The sequence below is a fragment of the Paenibacillus sp. GD4 genome (assembly GCF_030846225.1).
GTDB lineage: Bacteria > Bacillota > Bacilli > Paenibacillales > NBRC-103111 > Paenibacillus_G > Paenibacillus_G silviterrae.
Genome location: NZ_JAVCYK010000001.1, coordinates 4,496,560 through 4,514,368, shown reverse-complemented (window position 1 = coordinate 4,514,368; position 17,809 = coordinate 4,496,560). Strand labels below are relative to the sequence as shown.

The 17,809-nt window shown below is 55.6% G+C and carries 14 protein-coding genes; 1 reads left to right on the top strand and 13 read right to left on the bottom strand.

Annotated elements, in window-relative coordinates; all coding sequences use genetic code 11:
* Positions 1–16: 16 nt before the first annotated feature.
* From RAC89_RS21300 to RAC89_RS21255, 10 genes are all read right to left on the bottom strand, one after another.
* Complete coding sequence (locus tag RAC89_RS21300) at positions 17–979, bottom strand: PhoH family protein (RefSeq protein ID WP_373430034.1); 963 nt, start codon at positions 977–979, stop codon at positions 17–19.
* A gap of 267 nt (positions 980–1,246) precedes the next feature.
* A complete protein-coding gene (gene yqfD / locus RAC89_RS21295) occupies positions 1,247–2,428 on the bottom strand; it encodes a sporulation protein YqfD (RefSeq protein WP_306615673.1) in 1,182 nt (393 codons plus the stop codon).
* Positions 2,429–2,448: 20 nt separating this feature from the next.
* Positions 2,449–2,727 carry a sporulation protein YqfC gene (gene yqfC, locus RAC89_RS21290; protein ID WP_284638700.1) on the bottom strand — a complete coding sequence of 93 codons (279 nt, stop codon included), beginning with the start codon at positions 2,725–2,727 and terminating at the stop codon, positions 2,449–2,451.
* A gap of 176 nt (positions 2,728–2,903) precedes the next feature.
* Positions 2,904–3,320: a hypothetical protein gene (locus tag RAC89_RS21285; protein ID WP_306615672.1), complete on the bottom strand. Its 417-nt coding sequence runs from the start codon at positions 3,318–3,320 to the stop codon at positions 2,904–2,906.
* Between the two features lie 37 nt (positions 3,321–3,357).
* Positions 3,358–4,347: a flotillin-like protein FloA gene (gene floA, locus RAC89_RS21280; RefSeq protein WP_306615671.1), complete on the bottom strand. Its 990-nt coding sequence runs from the start codon at positions 4,345–4,347 to the stop codon at positions 3,358–3,360.
* Between the two features lie 22 nt (positions 4,348–4,369).
* A complete protein-coding gene (locus RAC89_RS21275) occupies positions 4,370–5,752 on the bottom strand; it encodes an NfeD family protein (protein WP_306615670.1) in 1,383 nt (460 codons plus the stop codon).
* Positions 5,753–5,879: 127 nt separating this feature from the next.
* Positions 5,880–6,323, bottom strand: coding sequence for a GatB/YqeY domain-containing protein (locus tag RAC89_RS21270; RefSeq protein ID WP_284638696.1), 444 nt, complete (start codon positions 6,321–6,323; stop codon positions 5,880–5,882).
* A gap of 14 nt (positions 6,324–6,337) precedes the next feature.
* Positions 6,338–6,511, bottom strand: a complete 174-nt coding sequence (gene rpsU / locus RAC89_RS21265) for a 30S ribosomal protein S21 (RefSeq protein ID WP_284638695.1) — start codon at positions 6,509–6,511, stop codon at positions 6,338–6,340.
* 123 nt (positions 6,512–6,634) lie between these two features.
* Complete coding sequence (locus RAC89_RS21260) at positions 6,635–6,985, bottom strand: histidine triad nucleotide-binding protein (protein ID WP_306615669.1); 351 nt, start codon at positions 6,983–6,985, stop codon at positions 6,635–6,637.
* 135 nt (positions 6,986–7,120) lie between these two features.
* Entirely contained in the window at positions 7,121–8,581 is a 1,461-nt protein-coding gene (locus RAC89_RS21255; protein ID WP_306615668.1) for a methyl-accepting chemotaxis protein, read from the bottom strand.
* A 367-nt stretch (positions 8,582–8,948) separates the two neighbouring features.
* Here RAC89_RS21255 and RAC89_RS21250 point away from each other — a divergent pair, with 367 nt between their 5' ends.
* A complete protein-coding gene (locus tag RAC89_RS21250; protein WP_306615667.1) occupies positions 8,949–10,868 on the top strand; it encodes an FAD-dependent oxidoreductase in 1,920 nt (639 codons plus the stop codon).
* Between the two features lie 17 nt (positions 10,869–10,885).
* Here RAC89_RS21250 and RAC89_RS21245 read toward each other — a convergent pair whose 3' ends face one another.
* From RAC89_RS21245 to RAC89_RS21235, 3 genes are all read right to left on the bottom strand, one after another.
* Complete coding sequence (locus RAC89_RS21245; RefSeq protein ID WP_306615666.1) at positions 10,886–13,012, bottom strand: stalk domain-containing protein; 2,127 nt, start codon at positions 13,010–13,012, stop codon at positions 10,886–10,888.
* 111 nt (positions 13,013–13,123) lie between these two features.
* The gene (locus RAC89_RS21240; protein WP_306615665.1) at positions 13,124–16,516 is read right to left on the bottom strand and encodes an AAA family ATPase; all 3,393 of its coding nucleotides are present in this window, start codon (positions 16,514–16,516) and stop codon (positions 13,124–13,126) included.
* Positions 16,517–16,635: 119 nt separating this feature from the next.
* On the bottom strand, positions 16,636–17,808 hold the full coding sequence (locus RAC89_RS21235) for an exonuclease SbcCD subunit D (RefSeq protein WP_306615664.1): 1,173 nt from the start codon (positions 17,806–17,808) through the stop codon (positions 16,636–16,638).
* Position 17,809: the final 1 nt, after the last annotated feature.

The following is a 17,809-nucleotide window of genomic DNA, read 5'->3' as shown; positions in this document are numbered from 1 at the left end:
AAAGGTCATCCCTTTCTCATCCTTCTTTGTCCTCATTGTAGGCTATGATGATTTTCTGTACCAAAGAGTGTCTGACTACGTCCTGCTCGGCAAATGTGATAAATCCGATTTCCTCCACATGCTTCAGAATGCGCTGCGCTTCCATAAGGCCGGAAGATTTTCCTCGTGGAAGGTCAATTTGGGTTACGTCGCCCGTGATGACCATTTTGGACCCGAAACCAAGGCGCGTGAGAAACATTTTCATTTGCTCCGGCGTCGTATTCTGCGCTTCGTCCAAAATAATAAACGAATCATCCAGCGTACGTCCCCTCATATAGGCGAGAGGCGCGATCTCAATGAGTCCTCTCTCCAAGGACTTCAGTACCTGCTCCGGCCCCAGCACATCGTTAAGAGCATCATACAACGGCCTTAGGTAAGGGTCAACCTTTTCCTGAAGGTCGCCCGGCAGGAAGCCGAGGCTTTCTCCAGCCTCTACCGCCGGTCGGGTAAGCACGATTCGCTTCACCTTGCCTTCCTTAAGCGCGGTTACAGCGAGAACGACCGCGATGTACGTCTTCCCTGTACCCGCAGGACCGATGCCGAATACGATGTCTTTCTTCTTGATGGTATTGACATATTGCTTCTGCCCGATCGTCTTGACGCGTATCGGCTTCCCTTTGTAGGTCACGGCGATATCGCCCTTAAACAGATCCAGCAGCTGATCTGCTTTCATTTGCTTCGCGAGCTCCAGTGCGTAAGCTACATCCCTTTCGGTCAGGCTGTAGTTGTTGCGGATCAGCTCAAGCAGGACAGTGAACAGCTGTTGCAGCTGCTCGGCCTCAGCTGTGCTCGCTTGGATGACAATTTCTTCCTCGCGGGAATAAATCTTGGCCTGAGTCTGCGCTTCAATCAGATGCAGGAACTTATCCTGCGGCCCGAATAGCGCCAGCCCTTCTGCTGTATTCTTTAGTGCAACTTTCACGGTTGTCAATTGATCGATCAACAGGGAATCCCTCCGCGATGAGTTTTGAATTGATTTTCTTCAGCCAGAGGCGCACGTAAACTCTACGATAGAAGTACTGCTTGCTCTTTCGCCTTATGGTAAAGAGAATCCATTCAAAAGATTTAAAAAACTAGAAAAGACGGCTCTCTACAGCGTGCTATGAGGGAGCATTTACGCCTATTGCCTGATGAAGCCAAAACTCGCGCCGATGTGGTGCTGTAAGGTGGAATTTCCGCATATCGCGTCAAGCCTTTACAACATGCACTACGGGACGATCGGCTGCTCGGTTGCAATATGCTCTTCGATTTCTAAATGTACTTCCATATAAACTTTACCATTCTCCGTCTTTTCATGCAAAATTTTTTCACTTACGACGCGCGCATCCTTCCCTGCATCAGCCAAAAGCTCGGAGCGTACCTGCTCCAAACCGATCGCCCTAGCCTCCTTCGGATCAATCGGCTGCTCTACATATTGTACCTCCATGACCTTCTCGTGCATCCATCCGACCGGTAGGGCAAAGCTGCGCCAGCCCAGAGTCTTCCGGTCGGTCAAGCTTTCGAACTGCTCAAAGCCAAGCTGTCCATAGCCCGTGATTTGCAGTGCCCGGTTTCCGAAGACGAGGTAGAATCGTTTTTTCGACTCGCCGGTGTAGACTTTATACTTTTGCGTCAGCGGGACCTCGATTTTGGGGGTATACCAGACAAGCCCCTTCACGTACCCGGCAGCCACAACGGTTTGCTGATTCATTTCGTCCCCCAGAATGCCCGAGATCAGAATGTCTCCCTTGCGCACATACATATTCGGCTTCACTAAAGGTCGGCCCTTTTCTGCGAACAAATCGGTCACCATGGCGTTTTTCGCTGCTACCAGATGCTGCGGATTCATGAGCGGAGGCTTTTCCGGTATCGTTGCTTCCACCACTTTAATCACTACATGCGTTCCCTGCAGCTCAACCCCTACCCAAGCGGCCGAGGGCAGCTGGCTTTGCAGCTGGCGAGAGAGCTGCTCCGGTTCCGGCAGTCTTCGCTTCCATTGATATTTATAAATGCCTTCCTGCCTGGCTGCCTGCAAAATTTGATCGGTGGATATCGTTTGATTACCCTCCACCCTCACTTGCCAAACAAGAGAGGACAGCAGGTAGATCCCTACGAGAAAGCAGATAACGCCTACGGCAAAAAATTTACGCCGCCAAAGTTTGTCCAAGAAAAAAGGAAAGCCAAGCCGTTCTTTGATTCGAATGCGGGAGCCTGTCTCCTTCAAGAGCGGACGAAGCCGAAAAAAGTCACCGATCGAGATGCACATCTCCGCCCGATGGTTGTCCAAATAACGAATGTCCCAAATGGACATTCTTTTCTCGATAATCCGATTGATGAGCCGTTCCAAACGGCTGCCCGTCACCTCCAACTTCACAAATCCGCGCCACAGATGAATATAGTTCTGCTTCACTTCCGTTTCCCCTTTCCGTTCTATGGGATATATTGGATATCGTGGATGATGCCTTCGATGAACACTTCCTCCGACAAGATCGCGCGAATCGTCAGTTCTTTACCGTATACCTCGAGCCGCCCTTTACTAAGCGAAAGCTTAAGCACATCACTCGAAAAATGGAGCACACCGCGATGATTTTCTACGTACAGCTGCATGTTTCCAATCATCGTTATGCGGGGAAAATCCATCACCACATCTTGAGGCAGGTCAAGCAGTTTGGCTGCGAATTGGTTAATTTTTCGAGTCAGGCTGCGCATGCAGTAACCTCCTCAGCGTTTTCTGTAGCTAGACAGTTTTTTGTATGCGTGGATGATGCAGTTAGACTATTTACACCATATGCGCAGACGGGGCAAAAGATGATGTCAAGACAAAAAAAAGCACGGTTACCAAGCGCTAAGGCTTGATAACCGTGCTTTGGGAGGTAAGGATCACACTACCGGCGGTACGGTCTGCGCGAACGGGGAGGACCCAGGATCTCGGCCCACAGAACGCCTCTGGCAAGCTCCTTACCCGTCGGCGCTTCCAAGGGCTCCTGTAATGTCTTCTCAGGCGTTACAACCGTTCTCGCGAGCTCCATACGTTCCGTACGCTCTACCGTAGGTACAGGAGACTGACGCTCCGCTCCGGGCACAGGGGCTGCAGACTGTCCCTGAGAGGGACGGGAAGTCTTCTGCTTAGGCCATCCCGAGCCGTCTCCTCCAAAGGGCGGCATCGAAGGAGCAGGTCCCTGTCCGCCGCTCCCTCCCCGGGAGCTCCTCCAGCGTCCGAGCAAACCGTTAATCACAATATAGGCAATCACAAGGAGAAACCAATTGCTCATCAGAAAATTAATGATTTTTGCAAAGGTCATGACGCAAAATCACTCTCTTTCGGGAGACATGTAGTAATTATGAATCTTCACGATCCCTATCGGGCTGATTCATACGGCCTAAGGAGCTTCTCATTTGCGTGTCGGCATCCAAATTTTTCAGATTCATGTAATCCATAACGCCGAGCTTGCCGTCTCGAAGTGCCTCGGACATAGCCAGCGGCACCTCAGACTCCGATTCCACTACCTTGGCCTTCATTTCCACGACACGGGCCTTCATTTCCTGCTCCAGTGCAACCGCCATCGCACGACGCTCCTCCGCCTTCGCCTGAGCGATGCGTTTATCGGCCTCCGCTTGCTCCGTTTGGAGAATCGCGCCGATGTTCTTCCCTACGTCCACATCGGCGATATCGATAGATAAGATCTCGAAGGCTGTACCGGCATCCAAGCCCTTACCGAGTACGGTACGGGAAATCAGATCCGGGTTTTCCAGCACGTCCTTATGCGAGTTGCTCGAGCCGACAGTCGTTACAATGCCTTCGCCTACGCGAGCAATAATGGTTTCTTCCCCCGCACCACCGACCAGACGATCAATATTCGCCCGTACGGTTACCCGAGCGATAACCTTTACTTCAATCCCGTCCTTCGCTACGGCGGAAACGGTTGGTGTTTCAATGACACGCGGGTTTACACTCATTTGTACGGCCTGGAGCACGTCACGCCCCGCGAGATCAATGGCCGCGGCACGTTCAAATTCCAAATGGATGTTCGCACGGTGAGCCGCGATCAATGCGTTAACAACACGGTCTACGTTACCGCCTGCAAGAAAGTGACTTTCCAGCTGGTTGATGGACAATCCCAAACCGGCCTTTGTCGCTTTAATCAACGGATTGACAATGCGGCTTGGTATGACGCGGCGCAGCCTCATGGCAACAAGAGTGATAATACTGATCCGAACTCCGGACGCAATTGCCGAGATCCACAGCATCACCGGGACAAAGCTAAGAAAAACGGACAAGGCAATAATCACAACAGCAGCAAGCAAAAAGAAATAAATCATCGGATCCATAAACGCATCTACCTCCTAAAATTTAGTCCACCTGTTCCTTCACAACGACTCGCATACCCTCCACATGGACGACCGTTATCCTCCGACCGGAGGCGATAAACTCTCCTTCGGTGACGACGTCCACTTTCTCCTCCCCTATTCGAGCGGAGCCGGAGGGGCGAAGCGGCGTCAAGGCAACACCCGTAATCCCCAATAAATCCGTCCGGCTTACGGTGGAAGTATAGCCCTGCTCCGTAGTGAGCTTGTCGCGCAGAATGAATCGGTTCCAGACACCGCGATGCTGGAAATATTTCATTGTTACCCCGACTACCACAGCGGCAAAAACAAAAGCGATTGCCAGATTCCAAGCAGCCTGCTCCGTATTATAAGCTGCCGTAATGACGCTGCCGAACAAGGAAAGGGCACCTAGGATGCCTAAAATGCCAAAGCTGGAGACGAAAATCTCAATAATGAGCAGCAGTACACCTAAGACGAAGAAGACGATATGCTCCACCTCAGCAAACCCCACGATGTAGTGGCCGAAGAAATAGAGCGTGAAGCCTAGCAGCCCTACAATTCCCGGCACGCCGAAGCCCGGCAAGAATAGCTCAATCGCAATTCCCGCGATGCCAATAAAAAGCAGAATCATAGACACCCAGGGGAGTGTGAGAAAACGGGCGATTTTCTCTGCGAGAGACGGCTCGATGTTTACCACTGGATGGTTCTCTAAGCCCAAAAAGCGGATCACCTCTTCCTGATTGGCGGCCAGCTTCTCGGAATATCCCACCTTCAAGGCTTCTTCTGCGCTAAGAGACACTAACTGTCCCTTCTCCACCGTACGACCGATCTCCGGCATCGTCACCCCCACGTTCTTATCTACCATCGCTTCTGCGATTTTAGGGTTACGTCCCCGCATTTCTGCGGCGGCTCTCATCTCGCTTGCCCAGTGCGCAACCACCTTGGCGTCATCAATGGCATTGCCCGTGACATCCACCACAGCTGCCGCTCCGATAGAGCTGCCTGGCTCCATGGCGATTTTCGTTGCATTCAGAGCAATATAGCTCCCTGCCGAAACCGCTTTCCCATGAACAAATGCCGTAGTAGGAATTTGGCTTCCCCGGATCATCTCTCCGATCTCTTCCGCTGAGTCCACTCGGCCTCCTAACGTGTCAATGTCCAGGATGATGTGCACCGCCCGCCGCTCCTCCGCCTCCCGGAGTGAACGCTCGATAAACTTCTGCAATCCCGTCTCAACCGTTTGATGTACTGGAATAATAACCACCGGTGCGGACTGCGGAGGTTCTGAGGGGAGGGTCTTGGGCGAGGCCGCCGCCGAAGTGCTTAGCCCCAGCAGATGAGCCAGCATGACCGTCCAAAGGACGAACCATCGAAACCACCCCGTGTTAACGCCTGCATGTATCGGCATGGCATACCTCCAAGAAAAGTAACTTTGCTTACATCAGGTTATACGCATGTTTTCCTTTTTTGATTCAGAATAAGCTCACAAAGGCAAAAAAAAGAAACACCCCACAACATGGAGTGTTTCTTATGGTCTACGACAAAAATTGCGAGACGAACCCGTTCACGAGCTTCCCGTCTGCACGGCCCTTTACCTTTGGCATTAATGCGCCCATGACTTTACCCATATCCGCTTTCGAAGAAGCTCCCACTTCTTGGATGGTCTGCTGTACAATGGCTTTAACTTCTTCTTCCGTTAATTGCTGCGGCATGTAATCCATCAAAACGGCGATCTCCGCTTTCAGATCATGAGCCAAATCATCTCGACCGGCTTTTTCAAATTCTTGGAGGGAGTCTCTGCGCTGTTTGATCTCGCGATTCAGAATATCAAGCACTTCTTCTTCATCTAAGGTTCTACGCTGATCGATTTCCACATTCTTTATCGCAGCACGCACCATACGGATAACGGAGAGCTTAAACTTGTCCTGACTTTTCATCGCGAGCTTCATGTCTTCATTTAATCTATCGCTTAAGCTCATCGATTAAAGACCTCCTAGAACTTTCTCTTACGAGCAGCCTCTGACTTCTTCTTCTTCTTCACGCTAGGCTTCTCATAATGCTTGCGTTTCTTCACCTCTGCTAAAACGCCATCTTTCGCGATGGAGCGCTTAAAGCGACGAAGTGCAGCATCTATAGTTTCGTTCTTGCGAACTCGAGTTTCTGACACCAGTTTTCCCTCCCTCCGAACAGACCGTCCAAGACGAAAAAGACATTCATCAAACTTCATTATAGGTTAAACAGAAACATAGTGTCAACCTAAACTGCAAAGCATTTGCAAAATGCTTGCAAATCAAGCGCTTCGAACGTTCAACCCACCCAGCTTCTCACCGGCAAGAAGGTGATAGTGAATGTGGAACACGATCTGCCCGCTGTCCGGACCGCAGTTGTTCACGAGCCGATAGCCGGTTTCGGCGATCCCTTGCTCCCGTGCGATTTGCTGGGCAGCCCGGTGAATCTCGCCTATCAGCGGCCAATCCTCCGGCTCAACGTCATTCATCGATGCAATGTGCTTCTTGGGGATGATGAGCAAATGCAGCGGCGCTGCGGGTTGAATGTCGTGAAACGCTATGACATGCTCGTTTTCGAACACCTTTTTGGAAGGGATCGAGCCTTCGACGATCTTGCAAAAAATGCAATCCATGCTTGTCCCCCCTTCCCGCAATGAAACTTCTATTATCATACCGAAAATTGAATCAAAAAGCGAATCAAAATCGGGGCGAAACGGAAATAAATTTACTTCCCCGCGGCAGGCGGCAGGCGTTCCTCCTCACTGACCTCACTCCATCCAATCGTTTACCAGCTCTACCACCCGTTTGAATCTTTCGCGGCCCTGCATCACTAACGCTTCTTTTGCACGCTCATATTCTCCCGCCAGCATCCATTTGGCATTTTGATCCTTAATCAAGCCGAAATGAAGCCATGCCGTCTGCAGCTCCATGTAATACCTGCGGTCCCGGGACGTCTGGAGCGATTGCTCCAATTCGATGAAGCGCTCCTGAAGCTTCTTTTCCTCGATCAGCTTGCGTTCATGCCAAGCCCCAATGAGCGACGGATCGGTCGAGTAAATCATAGACACCATGACGGCCCGGATGCCCAGCGCGCAATCCAGCCAGCGATCCAGCTCCTTTTGAAGCGGATGCAGCTCCTCCCGGGAGGGCAAACGGAACTGCGATACGACAGAACGCAGGGTCAAGCTGTTATGCGTGGCCTCCTGAATCGATAGATTCATCTGTCCGAGATTATTCAGCTGCAGTTCCGCAGAGGCAAGCACCTCCTGGCTTCCCGCCGATGCCTGCTGAATCATGGCGGATGTTTCATTGACGCTCGACGTGATCGCCAAAGAGCTGCCGGCGATGTCAGCGACCCGTTCATTCATTTGGTTCATATCCCGGGCGATGCCGCGCAAGAACGCGTCCATCGCCTCGTACCTCACCAAAGCCGTTTCCATGGAGCTCCTGCCCGACTGTGCAGAAACTTTCATGTGAGCTATGCTCCCGTTCAAATGCCAGCCTTGTGTACTTACCTGCTCCAGCTGCTCCTCAATGTGAAGAGTAACCTCATTAGTCCGTACCGCAAGCTTGGAGATTTCGCCAGCCACTACGGCAAAGCCTTTCCCCTGTTCTCCCGCTCTTGCTGCCTCGATGTTGGCATTGAGTGCCAGCAGCTTGGTTTGGTCGGCAATATCGGCTATGAGCTTTGTCATCTCCGATATCAGGATCAAGGTTTGATCCAGGCTGCTCATTCTTTGGGCTACTTCCTCCGTATCCGAGGAAATGCGAAGCATCCGCTCCAGCGCTCCTATCATTTCCTGCTTACCCGAAGCTACATCCTCAGTCAGCTTGCCGGCGGAATCAGCGACAGCATGGCTTGTCCCGCGAAGCTCTTCCAAATGCCGTGAAATACGAGAAAGCTCCTCAGCGGTTTCCTGCACGTGAACAGCCGCCTCCTGCAGCCCTTCACTCATATCACGGATAATGTCCGTCACGCTTCCGACCTGCTCCTGAATCTGCAGAGAACTCGCCTTCATCTCCTCCATCCGGCGATGAAGCTTGCGCGAGCTTCCATCAACGATCCTCAGCATACCTCTTAAGCTACGAAAGCTCCTGACCAGTGCCCGGGACATTCGATTCCGGCCGCTTCCGTGAACCGTCTGCTCCTTGGTGAAATCCCCCTCCGCCATCAGTGTAAGGGTCTCCTCTAAGCGTACGGCTGATTTTGAAGAAAACAAACGTATCATGACCAAAGGCCCCCTTGCCCAAAAACCTATGTAATATTACCTTACACTAATGAGGCTTATAACCCAAATATAAATCAAAAACTGACATTAATCAACGATTTTCGGACTATTTTTCACCTCTTTTCAGTATGATTGGGCAGATTTCCTTACATGAAGTTATTTTCCATCGGAATTACCGAACAAAATCCCTTGTTTTTCTATGAAACATTCGCCTCTTTTAAAAATGGACTAGCGCCTAAACAAAGAGTCCGCGGAATTTATAGACCGCGAGTCTAATATCAGTTATAATAATGATAAATCAAAGTTTTACTTATGAAAGCTTGTATTGGAACAGATCATTCGGTTTGGATCAGGGGGCTTGATCGAAATGAACCGTTATATGCGGGAGTCCACCCAGAAGAAGCGCGAATTCATGATGGAGGTTGCGCTTCGCCTGTTCGTGGAGCGTGGGTATGAACATGTTTCCGTAGACGACATCATTGCGGCAACGAATACGTCCAAAGGTACGTTTTATCACTATTTTCAGGGCAAGGATGAAATACTGAGGGAAATTCCGCGGCGGCAAATCGCAATCATCGAAGCCTGGTCAAGCCGAACGCCATCCCAAGTACCGTCGCTGGAGGCTCACGTCAACCGCCTTATGCTGGAGCTTGTTGCGCCCATCGGCGCTTCACCCAAGCTTATGCGGAGCTTAATTGCATTGTCCATGCAGAACGAAGGTCTGCGCGCTGCGGTGGATGAGCAGAATCGGTATCTATATGAAAGCTTATTGCGCTGGCTGCCGGAGCCGGGAAAGGCACGGGTGCTGGTCACGGCGTATTTGGGTACCATCATGATCTGGTGTTCGCGTGAAGGCGAGGATCTAAATGAAATACTGCGCAAGCAGCTCGCTTGGGCTTGGTCGGGCCTTCGCACAAGCCATGTTGAGGAGCCTGTGCTGCCGGAGCCGGAAATGAAAGGAGCAAGAAGCATGAAAATTGCGATTATTGGAGGAGGCTTAGCCGGCCTGACGGCTGCAGCCTATTTATCGGAACACCCGGGAGTAGAAGGCGTTCTGTTCGAAAGAAGCCCGCAGCTCGGCGGCCGCGCTTTTACGTACGAGAAAGCCGGATTCACACTGAACTATGGTGCCCATGCGATATACGGAATTGATCGCCATGAAATCTCCGCTATGGAGCGCGAGCTGGGTCTTTCCTTCAGCTCCAAGCAGGTAGATAAGCGAAAGGTTATGTATGCCAAAAACGATGAGCTGACGCCGGCGCCGCTTGATTTTGTCAATCTGATGCGGACCGAGCTGCTCAGCCCGATGCAGAAGATGCGTTTTGTCGGTGAAATTACCGCCATTATGGCGAATATCCATACTCTCAAAAACTTCAATACGCTAGGCGATTACTTAGCCGACTCGGATGCCGGCGAGGACGTAAAGGAGCTGTGGGAGCATCTGGTCTGCTCCAATTTTTTCATTACGCCGGAGGAAGCCCGCAAGGTTCCCGGTTCCGTCATCAGCGAGTACTATCATAACCTGTTCCTGTCCAGCCGCCCCGTCAATTACGTGCTCGGCAGCTGGGCCGTCATTACGAACCAGCTGAAGCAGAAGATCGACATGTCCGGTCGATGGGATATTGCCTTGCAGCAAGGCGTTGAAAGCATACGTTACGCCGACCGCAAATTCGTGCTGCAGACGAAGAACGGGGAAGCCGCTTTTGATAAGGTGATCTTTGCCATGCCGGTGCAGCAGGTGTGCAAGCTGACCAAGAGCACTCCGTGGGAGCCGTTCCTTGCTCCGTACGAGGATAACACGGCTACCGAGGTGATGGTGTACGATATCGGTCTGCGAACCGTCGTTGCCCGTCCGTTCAGCTATATCAGCGATATGAACAACAAGCTCTTTATAAGCGACGTATCGGCTACGGATCATACTCTTGTGCCGGCCGGCGGCCAGCTGCTGCAGGGCATCGCTTATTTAAGCGATAACTTTGCCGATGAGGCGGAGCGCAAAGCTTACCTTGAAGCCAAGACAGCTCAGATGGAAGCTCTGTTCGATCAATATTATCCGGGCTGGCGCGAGGCGATTGAAGTGAAACGAGTGTCAAAGAAGGCCATGGTCGCCAGTGTTAAAAATATCAGCAGCAACCAGCTGCTTCCGACGCGGCTGGAGAATGTGCCGTTCTACTTTTGCGGAGACGGCTGCCAGGGCAAGGGCGAGCTCGCAGAACGGGCATTTTCCACCGCTCGTCACGTTGCGAAGGCGATTCTCGAAGAAGCTAAGGAGCTCGTAAAGGCATAATACCGTTCGGTATGGACTTACAGCTTGGCTGTAAGCCATGTTTTGACGCGATGGAACAGTCCTGAAGCGGCTGAGGCGATCGTCTGAAGCTTAGAACGCCAACCCGATTCCTGTGTGGAATCGGGTTTTTGCTCATCTGCAGGTTCGGAAGGCTGCGCGGTTGTTTGCTGCGTAGAGGAGTGCGGGAGTGCTGCGGTGTTGCCGTTCGTCGTAATTTGAACCGTTCGGGTGGTTGCGTCCCAGCCCACTTTGCCGCCGAACGCCTCTGCGACGAATCGGGCCGGGGCCATCGTATAGCCGTTCACCAGCTGAGCGGCCATATCCAGTGTTACCTTCTGTCCGTTCTTCTCGGCAATAGGGTTACCGATTTGGATCGTAACCGTAATATCTCCCTTCTTGGCCGTGGCTGTCTTCGATGTAGGGTCCCACTCGACGACGGCGCCCATAGCCTCGAAAATGGCGCGAAGCGGAGCCAGCGTGCTGCCCTCGCGAATGACAGGCGGCTGCTCATAGCTCTGCAGCTTGTTATCGATCGCAACGGATACCTCGGACGAGAGCGTAAACGACTTGGAGCCTACCTTCCTACCGTCATGGTTATAGACTGCCAGTTCAATTTGGGAGTTTTCAGGCACGGAGCCCGCCTTCAGGTCGATGCCATATGGCGGCTTGGTTTGTGTTTCCAAAAGCTCTCCGTTTAAGTAATACTCTAGCTTGCCGATATAAATATCGGGAATCTTCACAAAAGGCGTAAGCTTAGTCTGCTTCGCGAACGCCAAGCCGTCCGTTACCTTGACATGTCCGATGTGATCCGCGGGCTTGGCGTTATTCTCCACCTTCGTAAGGTAATAAGGGCTGGCTATCAGCTTGCGGTAAAGCTCGTACATCCGTTCGTTATCGCGAAGCAGATAATTGTTTCTCGATTCTCGGTCCGCCAAATTTACGTTGAAATAGGTAATGGACTTCAAACGCGGGTATTTCTTCGGCATGATATCATATAAACGCTGCAGATTCAGTGTCCCATATTCCGTGAACGATTCCTGCGGGATATGCGCGTAATGGGAAACGGCCGTTTCGCTAATCATCAGCGGCTTGCGGTCCGCATACGTTTTGTACAAATAATCCAAACGCTCGACCGGCGAAGTTGCCTGCATGTTACCCTGAGCAGGATCGCCGTTCTCATACGGCTCAGAGTACAAGCTTACCCCGACCCAATCTACGACGTCATCTCCCGGATAATAGGCGTCCATTGAATACATCGGAACGTCGCCCGGACTCCATACCATAGCAACATTCGGCGCTTCCTCCGCCATAATTCGGTGAACCATCCTGAATTTCTCGATATATTTTTGCGGATCGCCATGCCATGGAACCCAGTTGCCGTTCATTTCGCTGGCATAACGCAGGAAGATCGGGATGCCGGAGGCCTTGGCTCCCTTGGCGAAGGAGCGAACTATGTCCTCCGTCACCGCATCCAAGCCCTGCGACGGCTCCCATGCGATCTGAATAGCCGCACCGGCTTCCTTCGCCCGATTAGCGAATTGGGTCGGAAAGTCTTTGCTTACCGGACCGTAGGTTAGGTAGAGCGCATGCTTTTTATCGTAAAATTGCTCCGACCGGGTAAAAAAGTTCAGCATTTTCGGATCCTGCTCCGAATATAAGCCGATATACGTACCGTATTCCGGCTCGAACTTCGCCAGCTTGCCGTTCTTCGGTGCGGCCTGGCGTTTCAGCTCCTCCTCCTCATCCGTCGACATATATAGATCGATCGTCGTACGGATTTGCTCCGCACGAATGAGATCCACCGCTCCCCAATCCTTGCCGTGAAGGAGCCAAAATTTATTTTCCAGCTCGTAATATTCGATGGCTTTGTCATACTCCTTGATGCTGTCGTAATACTCGTTCAAGCTCCCGCTGAACAAGGCTGCTCCCTGATAATCTCCCAGCTGTTCATAATGCTTTACAAGAAACTCCCAGTGCGGTACGGCGGCAGCAGGATTGCCCTGTTTTACAGCTGCTTCGGCCGCTACCCAGCGGTCCCAGATCGCATCGGCGCGGGCCGGGGCCGGTGAAGCCGCAGTCAGCAGCAAACTGCAGCATATCGCAGCTGCGTATAGCTTGCGGGTGAATCGTCCCTTTTGCTTCATGATTGCTGAATCCCCCTTGTATGTAGGCACTGACCTCATTATAACATTACGTATGTGGGACGAGGTACAAGTATTCATGTATGGCGGGGTATGCATTTCGTGACCGATAATCTACATTGTCTCCAGTGTGATTCGGCTGCCTTTGCCCCCCGGCTCCGCGGGATGTACGACCAAACGCCGTGCCAGTCTCGCTCTAAGCTCCGGCACATGGCTGATAACGCCGACGGTCAGCTTGTCCATATGCAGCTTCTCCAGGGCACCGATGACCGTCTCCAGCAGCTCTTGGTCGAGTGTTCCGAAGCCTTCGTCCAGGAAGAAGAACTCCAGCGGGTACTGGCCCTTCAGCTGAATTTGGGCCGACAGGGCGAGCGCCAAGGATAACGAGGTAAGGAAGGTCTCTCCTCCGGAGAGCGTGGATACCGGCCTTCGAACCCCGCCGTTGGCGTCATCCCGGATGACAAAGCCGCCTCCCGAATCCACCTCGATCGCATATTTCTGCCTTGTCAGTTGTCCCAGCCGCTCGGAAGCGGCCCGGCTGACCTGCATCAGCTGCTCCTCGGCCAGGTATTCTACGAAGGCATTGCCTCGCAGTACGCTTTGCAGCTTCCCCAGCAGCTGAAGCTCCGCTTGCTTCTCCTGCCTCACCGCTTCCAGCCCGCTCCACCGCTCATGCTTCGCTTGAAGCTCCTCGGCGTCCCGTTCCGTTTTCGCCTTAGCCTCCAGCGCGGCCTCGTCGCGCTCCTTGCATCCGGCCAGCTCCTGCTCCAGCTGCCCCCATGCTTCGTCGGACACCTCGCGCCCGGCCAGCTCCGCCTGCAGCTCCTGGAGCCTTGCGGCTACCTGATGCTCCTGCTTGCGCTGCTCCTCCACTTCGCGGGTGTATTCCTCCAGCTGCTGCGGGGTAAGAAGCGCATCCGTCACTTCCTCCGGAGTAGCGAAGCCTTCCTTCACCGATTCAGCCGCCCATTCGCGCTCCGCTTCCGCGTAAGCCTGAGCAGCGGAATCGACGGCCTGCCGCGCCGCCGCATCGGCCTGCGCCTGCCGCTGCTGCTCCTGCCCAGCCGCGTCCAATACTTCCGCGCTGCGCTTTGCTTCCGATTGCAGCTGCTGCAGCTGCTGCTCCGCGGAACGGGTAAGCTTCCCGATTTCCGTATCCGAGGCCACCCAAAGCGCCAGCTTGTCCTCCTTTTGCTTCACCTGCTGCTGCAGGGTGTCACGCTCCGCGATCGTTTGGACATGCTGTTTCTCGTACTCGTTCAAACGCTGCTGCAGCGTTTCCATATTGCTTTGCTTTTGCGTCAGGAAGTCCGCCGCCACGGCAAGCTTCTCGCGCAGCTGCTCCGCCAGCTCGTCCTTCGCCTGCAGCTCCGCAGCCGCCTGCTCCGTGCTGTCCGGTGACAGCTCGGGGAAGTGCACAGCCCATTGCGACTCCAGCTGACCGAGCTGCGACTGAAGCTCCTGCGTCCTCCGCTCTTGCTGCTCCAGCCACTGCACGGCAGACTGCCGTCGCGCTGCCAGCTCTTGCGACTGCCTCTCGTGCTGCCTACGTTCCTGAAGCAGCTGTGATAGTCCCGCTTGCAGCTGCTTGACTGCTCCTGCGAGCTGCGGCAGCACGCTGCCGGGCTGCAGACTACCTGAGAACGCCGCCGCGGGGGGAGCTGCCGCTGCCGCGGCTTCCGCCAAGCCTGGCAAGCCAGGGGCACCCGAGGCTTCGCTTTGCAGCGCCTCCCGTACCTGCTCCCCCATGGCCGTAAGGCTGTGCAGCTGCTGCTTGCAGGTCAACTGCTGCTCTCTTGCTTCCGCCAGAAGCCTTTCCAGCTTCTCTATGCTGCCGCTCTCTGCGTCGGCTGGCGAACCCGCCGGCTGAGGGTGCTCCAGCGAGCCGCATACCGGACAAGCCTCTCCTTCATGCAAATGAGCTGCCAGCACCGAGGCTAGGGAGCTCAGCTCCGCCTGTTTCATCGCTTCGCGCTGTTTTTTGATCTCGTCCGGCAGCGCGGCGAGCCGCTCCTCAATCCACGCCTCCGCCTGACGAGCCTGCGCCTGCAGCCCCAGGAGCTGCTCCACCCAGACCGCCAGCCTCGCCTCCGCACCGCTCTGCTGCTGCGCCAATGCTTGCCGCTCGCCGTCAAGGCGCGCCAGCTCCTGCCGCTGCTTCGCGAGCTCCGCGCTTTGCGCTTCCGCCTCCTGGCGCAGCCGGTCCTGCTCGCGCTTCTGCTGCAGCGCGGCGGCCAGCCGCTGCCGCTCGGCGCTGCCGACCTCGGCGCGCTTCAGCTCCGCCTGCGGTTGCGCCTGCCGCCGCAGCGCGCCTTCTCGCGCGACTCGCGCTCGCGCGCCAGCTCGGCGCCGGCCTGCGCCAGGCGCGCCTCGAGCGCGCCGCGGCCGCCAGCGCGGCCAGCCGCGTGCGCTCGCCGGCGAGCTCGGCGCGAGCGCCGCCGCCTGGCGCGGTTGCTCGAGCCGCGCGGCCAGCGGCGCCTCCTGCGCGGCGAGCGCGCCCGCGGCGACGCCGTGCGCGGCCTGCGCCGCGCCGAGCGCTTCGGCGGCGGCCGCCAGCGCGGCGGCACGGGCCGCGGCGGCGGCGCGCTCCTGCGCGAGCGGCGCGGACGCGGCCTCGCGCCGGCGCACGAGCGGGCGCGACCGCTCGGCCTGCGCCGCGCGGGCGAGCCGCGCCGCGAGCGCCGCCGCCGCGGGCGCGCGGGCCGCGAGCGCGGCCTGGCGCGTGCCGAGCGCCGCGAGCTCGCCGCGCTCGCGCACGGCGCGCGGCTCGGCGGCGCGGCGCTCGCAGGCGGCGAACTGCGCGCGGGCGGCGGCGGCGGCGGCCTGCGCGTGGCGCGCCGCTCCTGCGCGGCGGCGAGCGCCTCCGCGGAGGCGTCGCCGAGGCCCTCTTCGCTCCGCCTGCGGCTCCTTCACGGCAATGTCGGTTTCCTTGAACCGACCGGCCGTTTTGGCACTAAGCCGATCCCCGTAAGGCTCGAGGTGGAACAGCCGCTGCAGCATAGCCCGTCGCTCGCTGCCCTTCAGCCCGAGGAACTCGGCGAACTTGCCCTGAGGAAGAACAACCGCCCGGGTAAAGTCCTGCATGGACAAACCCAAAATATCGGCTACCTGCTGGTTCACCTCACCGGCTTTGTCCGCAAGCACGACGGTGCCGTTCTCTTCATAGGCGATTAAACGGGACACCGTGCCGTTGACGGACACGTCCCCGCCCCGCTTGAACTGACGATCTACGCGATATCGCTTGCGTCCCCCCGGCTGACCCAGCTCGAAGGTGAACGAGACGGAAAGCGTCGTCTCCGCATGGTTCATAATCGCTTGCGTACCGCCGGGCGCCCGTTCGACCTTGCCGAACAGCGCCAGCGTCATGGCATCCAGGATCGACGACTTCCCGCTGCCGGTCGGCCCGAAAATACCGAACACGCCGGCTCCCGTCACCGTCGTAAAATCGATCTCCTGTACCTCACGATAGCTCTGCAAACCTGCTATGGACAAATGAATAGGCCTCATCGCCCAGTCACTCTCCCTTCCATCTGTAACATGCTTTTCCTGCCCTGCTTCTTATAGCGTCAAGAGATGACCACTGCGGCTCATCAGCCTGTGCTGCTCCTTCCTTCAGAACGGGGCGCTTAAACCGCCTCTTCCTCCGTTCCCTCCAGAAGCTCCAGGAACAGCCTCACCAGCTCGGCCTCGGGCTCCGCGCCCCCGGTCTGTCTGACATAAAACCGGCGAAACAGCTCATCCATCGGCAGCTTAGCAGTCGAGCCGGCCTCCGCCAGCTCCGACTTCATCTCGGGATACACCGGGCGGATGTTCACCAGCCCTTCCCGCGCCCCTCGCAGCTGATGGATCTGCTCCATGGACATCGTTTCCTGCAGGTGCAGCTCCAAATCAATCCAAGCCCTCGCATCGCGCCCTTCCTCCAGCCAGCGATGCACCTCGGCAAGACCTCCCTTGGCCGTCCAGCGAACGAGCGGCCGTCCGCTGTTCAAATAAATCTCCTCCACCTGCGGCATGCCTCCCGGCGCCAGCTCCACCACCGAAACCGACTTGGCCTGTCCCGCTTCCGAGAAGCTGTAGGCAAGCGGCGACCCGCTGTAGCGAATCATCGTATCCGCCTTCATATACTGCGGTCTGTGCAAATGACCCAGTGCCACATATTGTGCGCCTGTACATAAGGCGGACGTATGTACGGTATAAGCGCCGCCGACCTGAATCGGCCGCTCGGATTCCTCCTCCTTGCCGCCAAGAACGTACAAGTGACTCATCAGCAGATTGACCGTATCGGCTCGGAAATGCCCAGATTGCGCAAGCGAAATATGGCGTACCCGCTCCGAATAGGCCGCCCGCAGCACCTCTTCCTCCGCCGAATCCGTCAGCAGCTCTTTCAGCCGGGACTCCGACGGATAAGGCAGCGCAAACAGCACCGCCTTCTCTCCCGTACGAGACACCGCCGTTTCGTGTACGCGGGCCTCCGGCAGCCCGACCAGGGTCACGCCCAGCTTGTGTGCCAGCGGAGCCGCCGCCGCCAGCCGGTCGGGATGGTCATGATTGCCGGCAATCACATAGACGGGACGTCTTCCCTGATCCGCCAGCCTGGCCAAAGCGTCATAAAATAATTGCTCCGCCGCGGCTGGAGGATTGACCGTATCGTACACGTCGCCAGCCAGTAAAACCAAATCGATCTGCTGATCCCGTACGATCGCCGCCAGCTCATCCACGAATGCCTCCTGCTCCGGCAGCCGGCTTCTTCCCTCCAGCGTCCGGCCCAAATGCCAATCCGCCGTATGCAGTATTCGCATG

Excerpts from the sequence above, each read along its gene's own strand:
- yqfC (WP_284638700.1), bottom strand. The coding sequence starts at position 2,727 with ATGCGCAGCCTGACTCGAAAAATTAACCAATTCGCAGCCAAACTGCTT.
- RAC89_RS21285 (WP_306615672.1), bottom strand. The coding sequence starts at position 3,320 with ATGACCTTTGCAAAAATCATTAATTTTCTGATGAGCAATTGGTTTCTC.
- floA (WP_306615671.1), bottom strand. The coding sequence starts at position 4,347 with ATGGATCCGATGATTTATTTCTTTTTGCTTGCTGCTGTTGTGATTATT.
- RAC89_RS21275 (WP_306615670.1), bottom strand. The coding sequence starts at position 5,752 with ATGCCGATACATGCAGGCGTTAACACGGGGTGGTTTCGATGGTTCGTC.
- RAC89_RS21270 (WP_284638696.1), bottom strand. The coding sequence starts at position 6,323 with ATGAGCTTAAGCGATAGATTAAATGAAGACATGAAGCTCGCGATGAAA.
- RAC89_RS21260 (WP_306615669.1), bottom strand. The coding sequence starts at position 6,985 with ATGGATTGCATTTTTTGCAAGATCGTCGAAGGCTCGATCCCTTCCAAA.
- RAC89_RS21255 (WP_306615668.1), bottom strand. The coding sequence starts at position 8,581 with ATGATACGTTTGTTTTCTTCAAAATCAGCCGTACGCTTAGAGGAGACC.
- RAC89_RS21250 (WP_306615667.1), top strand. The coding sequence starts at position 8,949 with ATGAACCGTTATATGCGGGAGTCCACCCAGAAGAAGCGCGAATTCATG.
- RAC89_RS21245 (WP_306615666.1), bottom strand. The coding sequence starts at position 13,012 with ATGAAGCAAAAGGGACGATTCACCCGCAAGCTATACGCAGCTGCGATA.
- RAC89_RS21240 (WP_306615665.1), bottom strand. The coding sequence starts at position 16,516 with ATGAGGCCTATTCATTTGTCCATAGCAGGTTTGCAGAGCTATCGTGAG.
- RAC89_RS21235 (WP_306615664.1), bottom strand. The coding sequence starts at position 17,808 with ATGCGAATACTGCATACGGCGGATTGGCATTTGGGCCGGACGCTGGAG.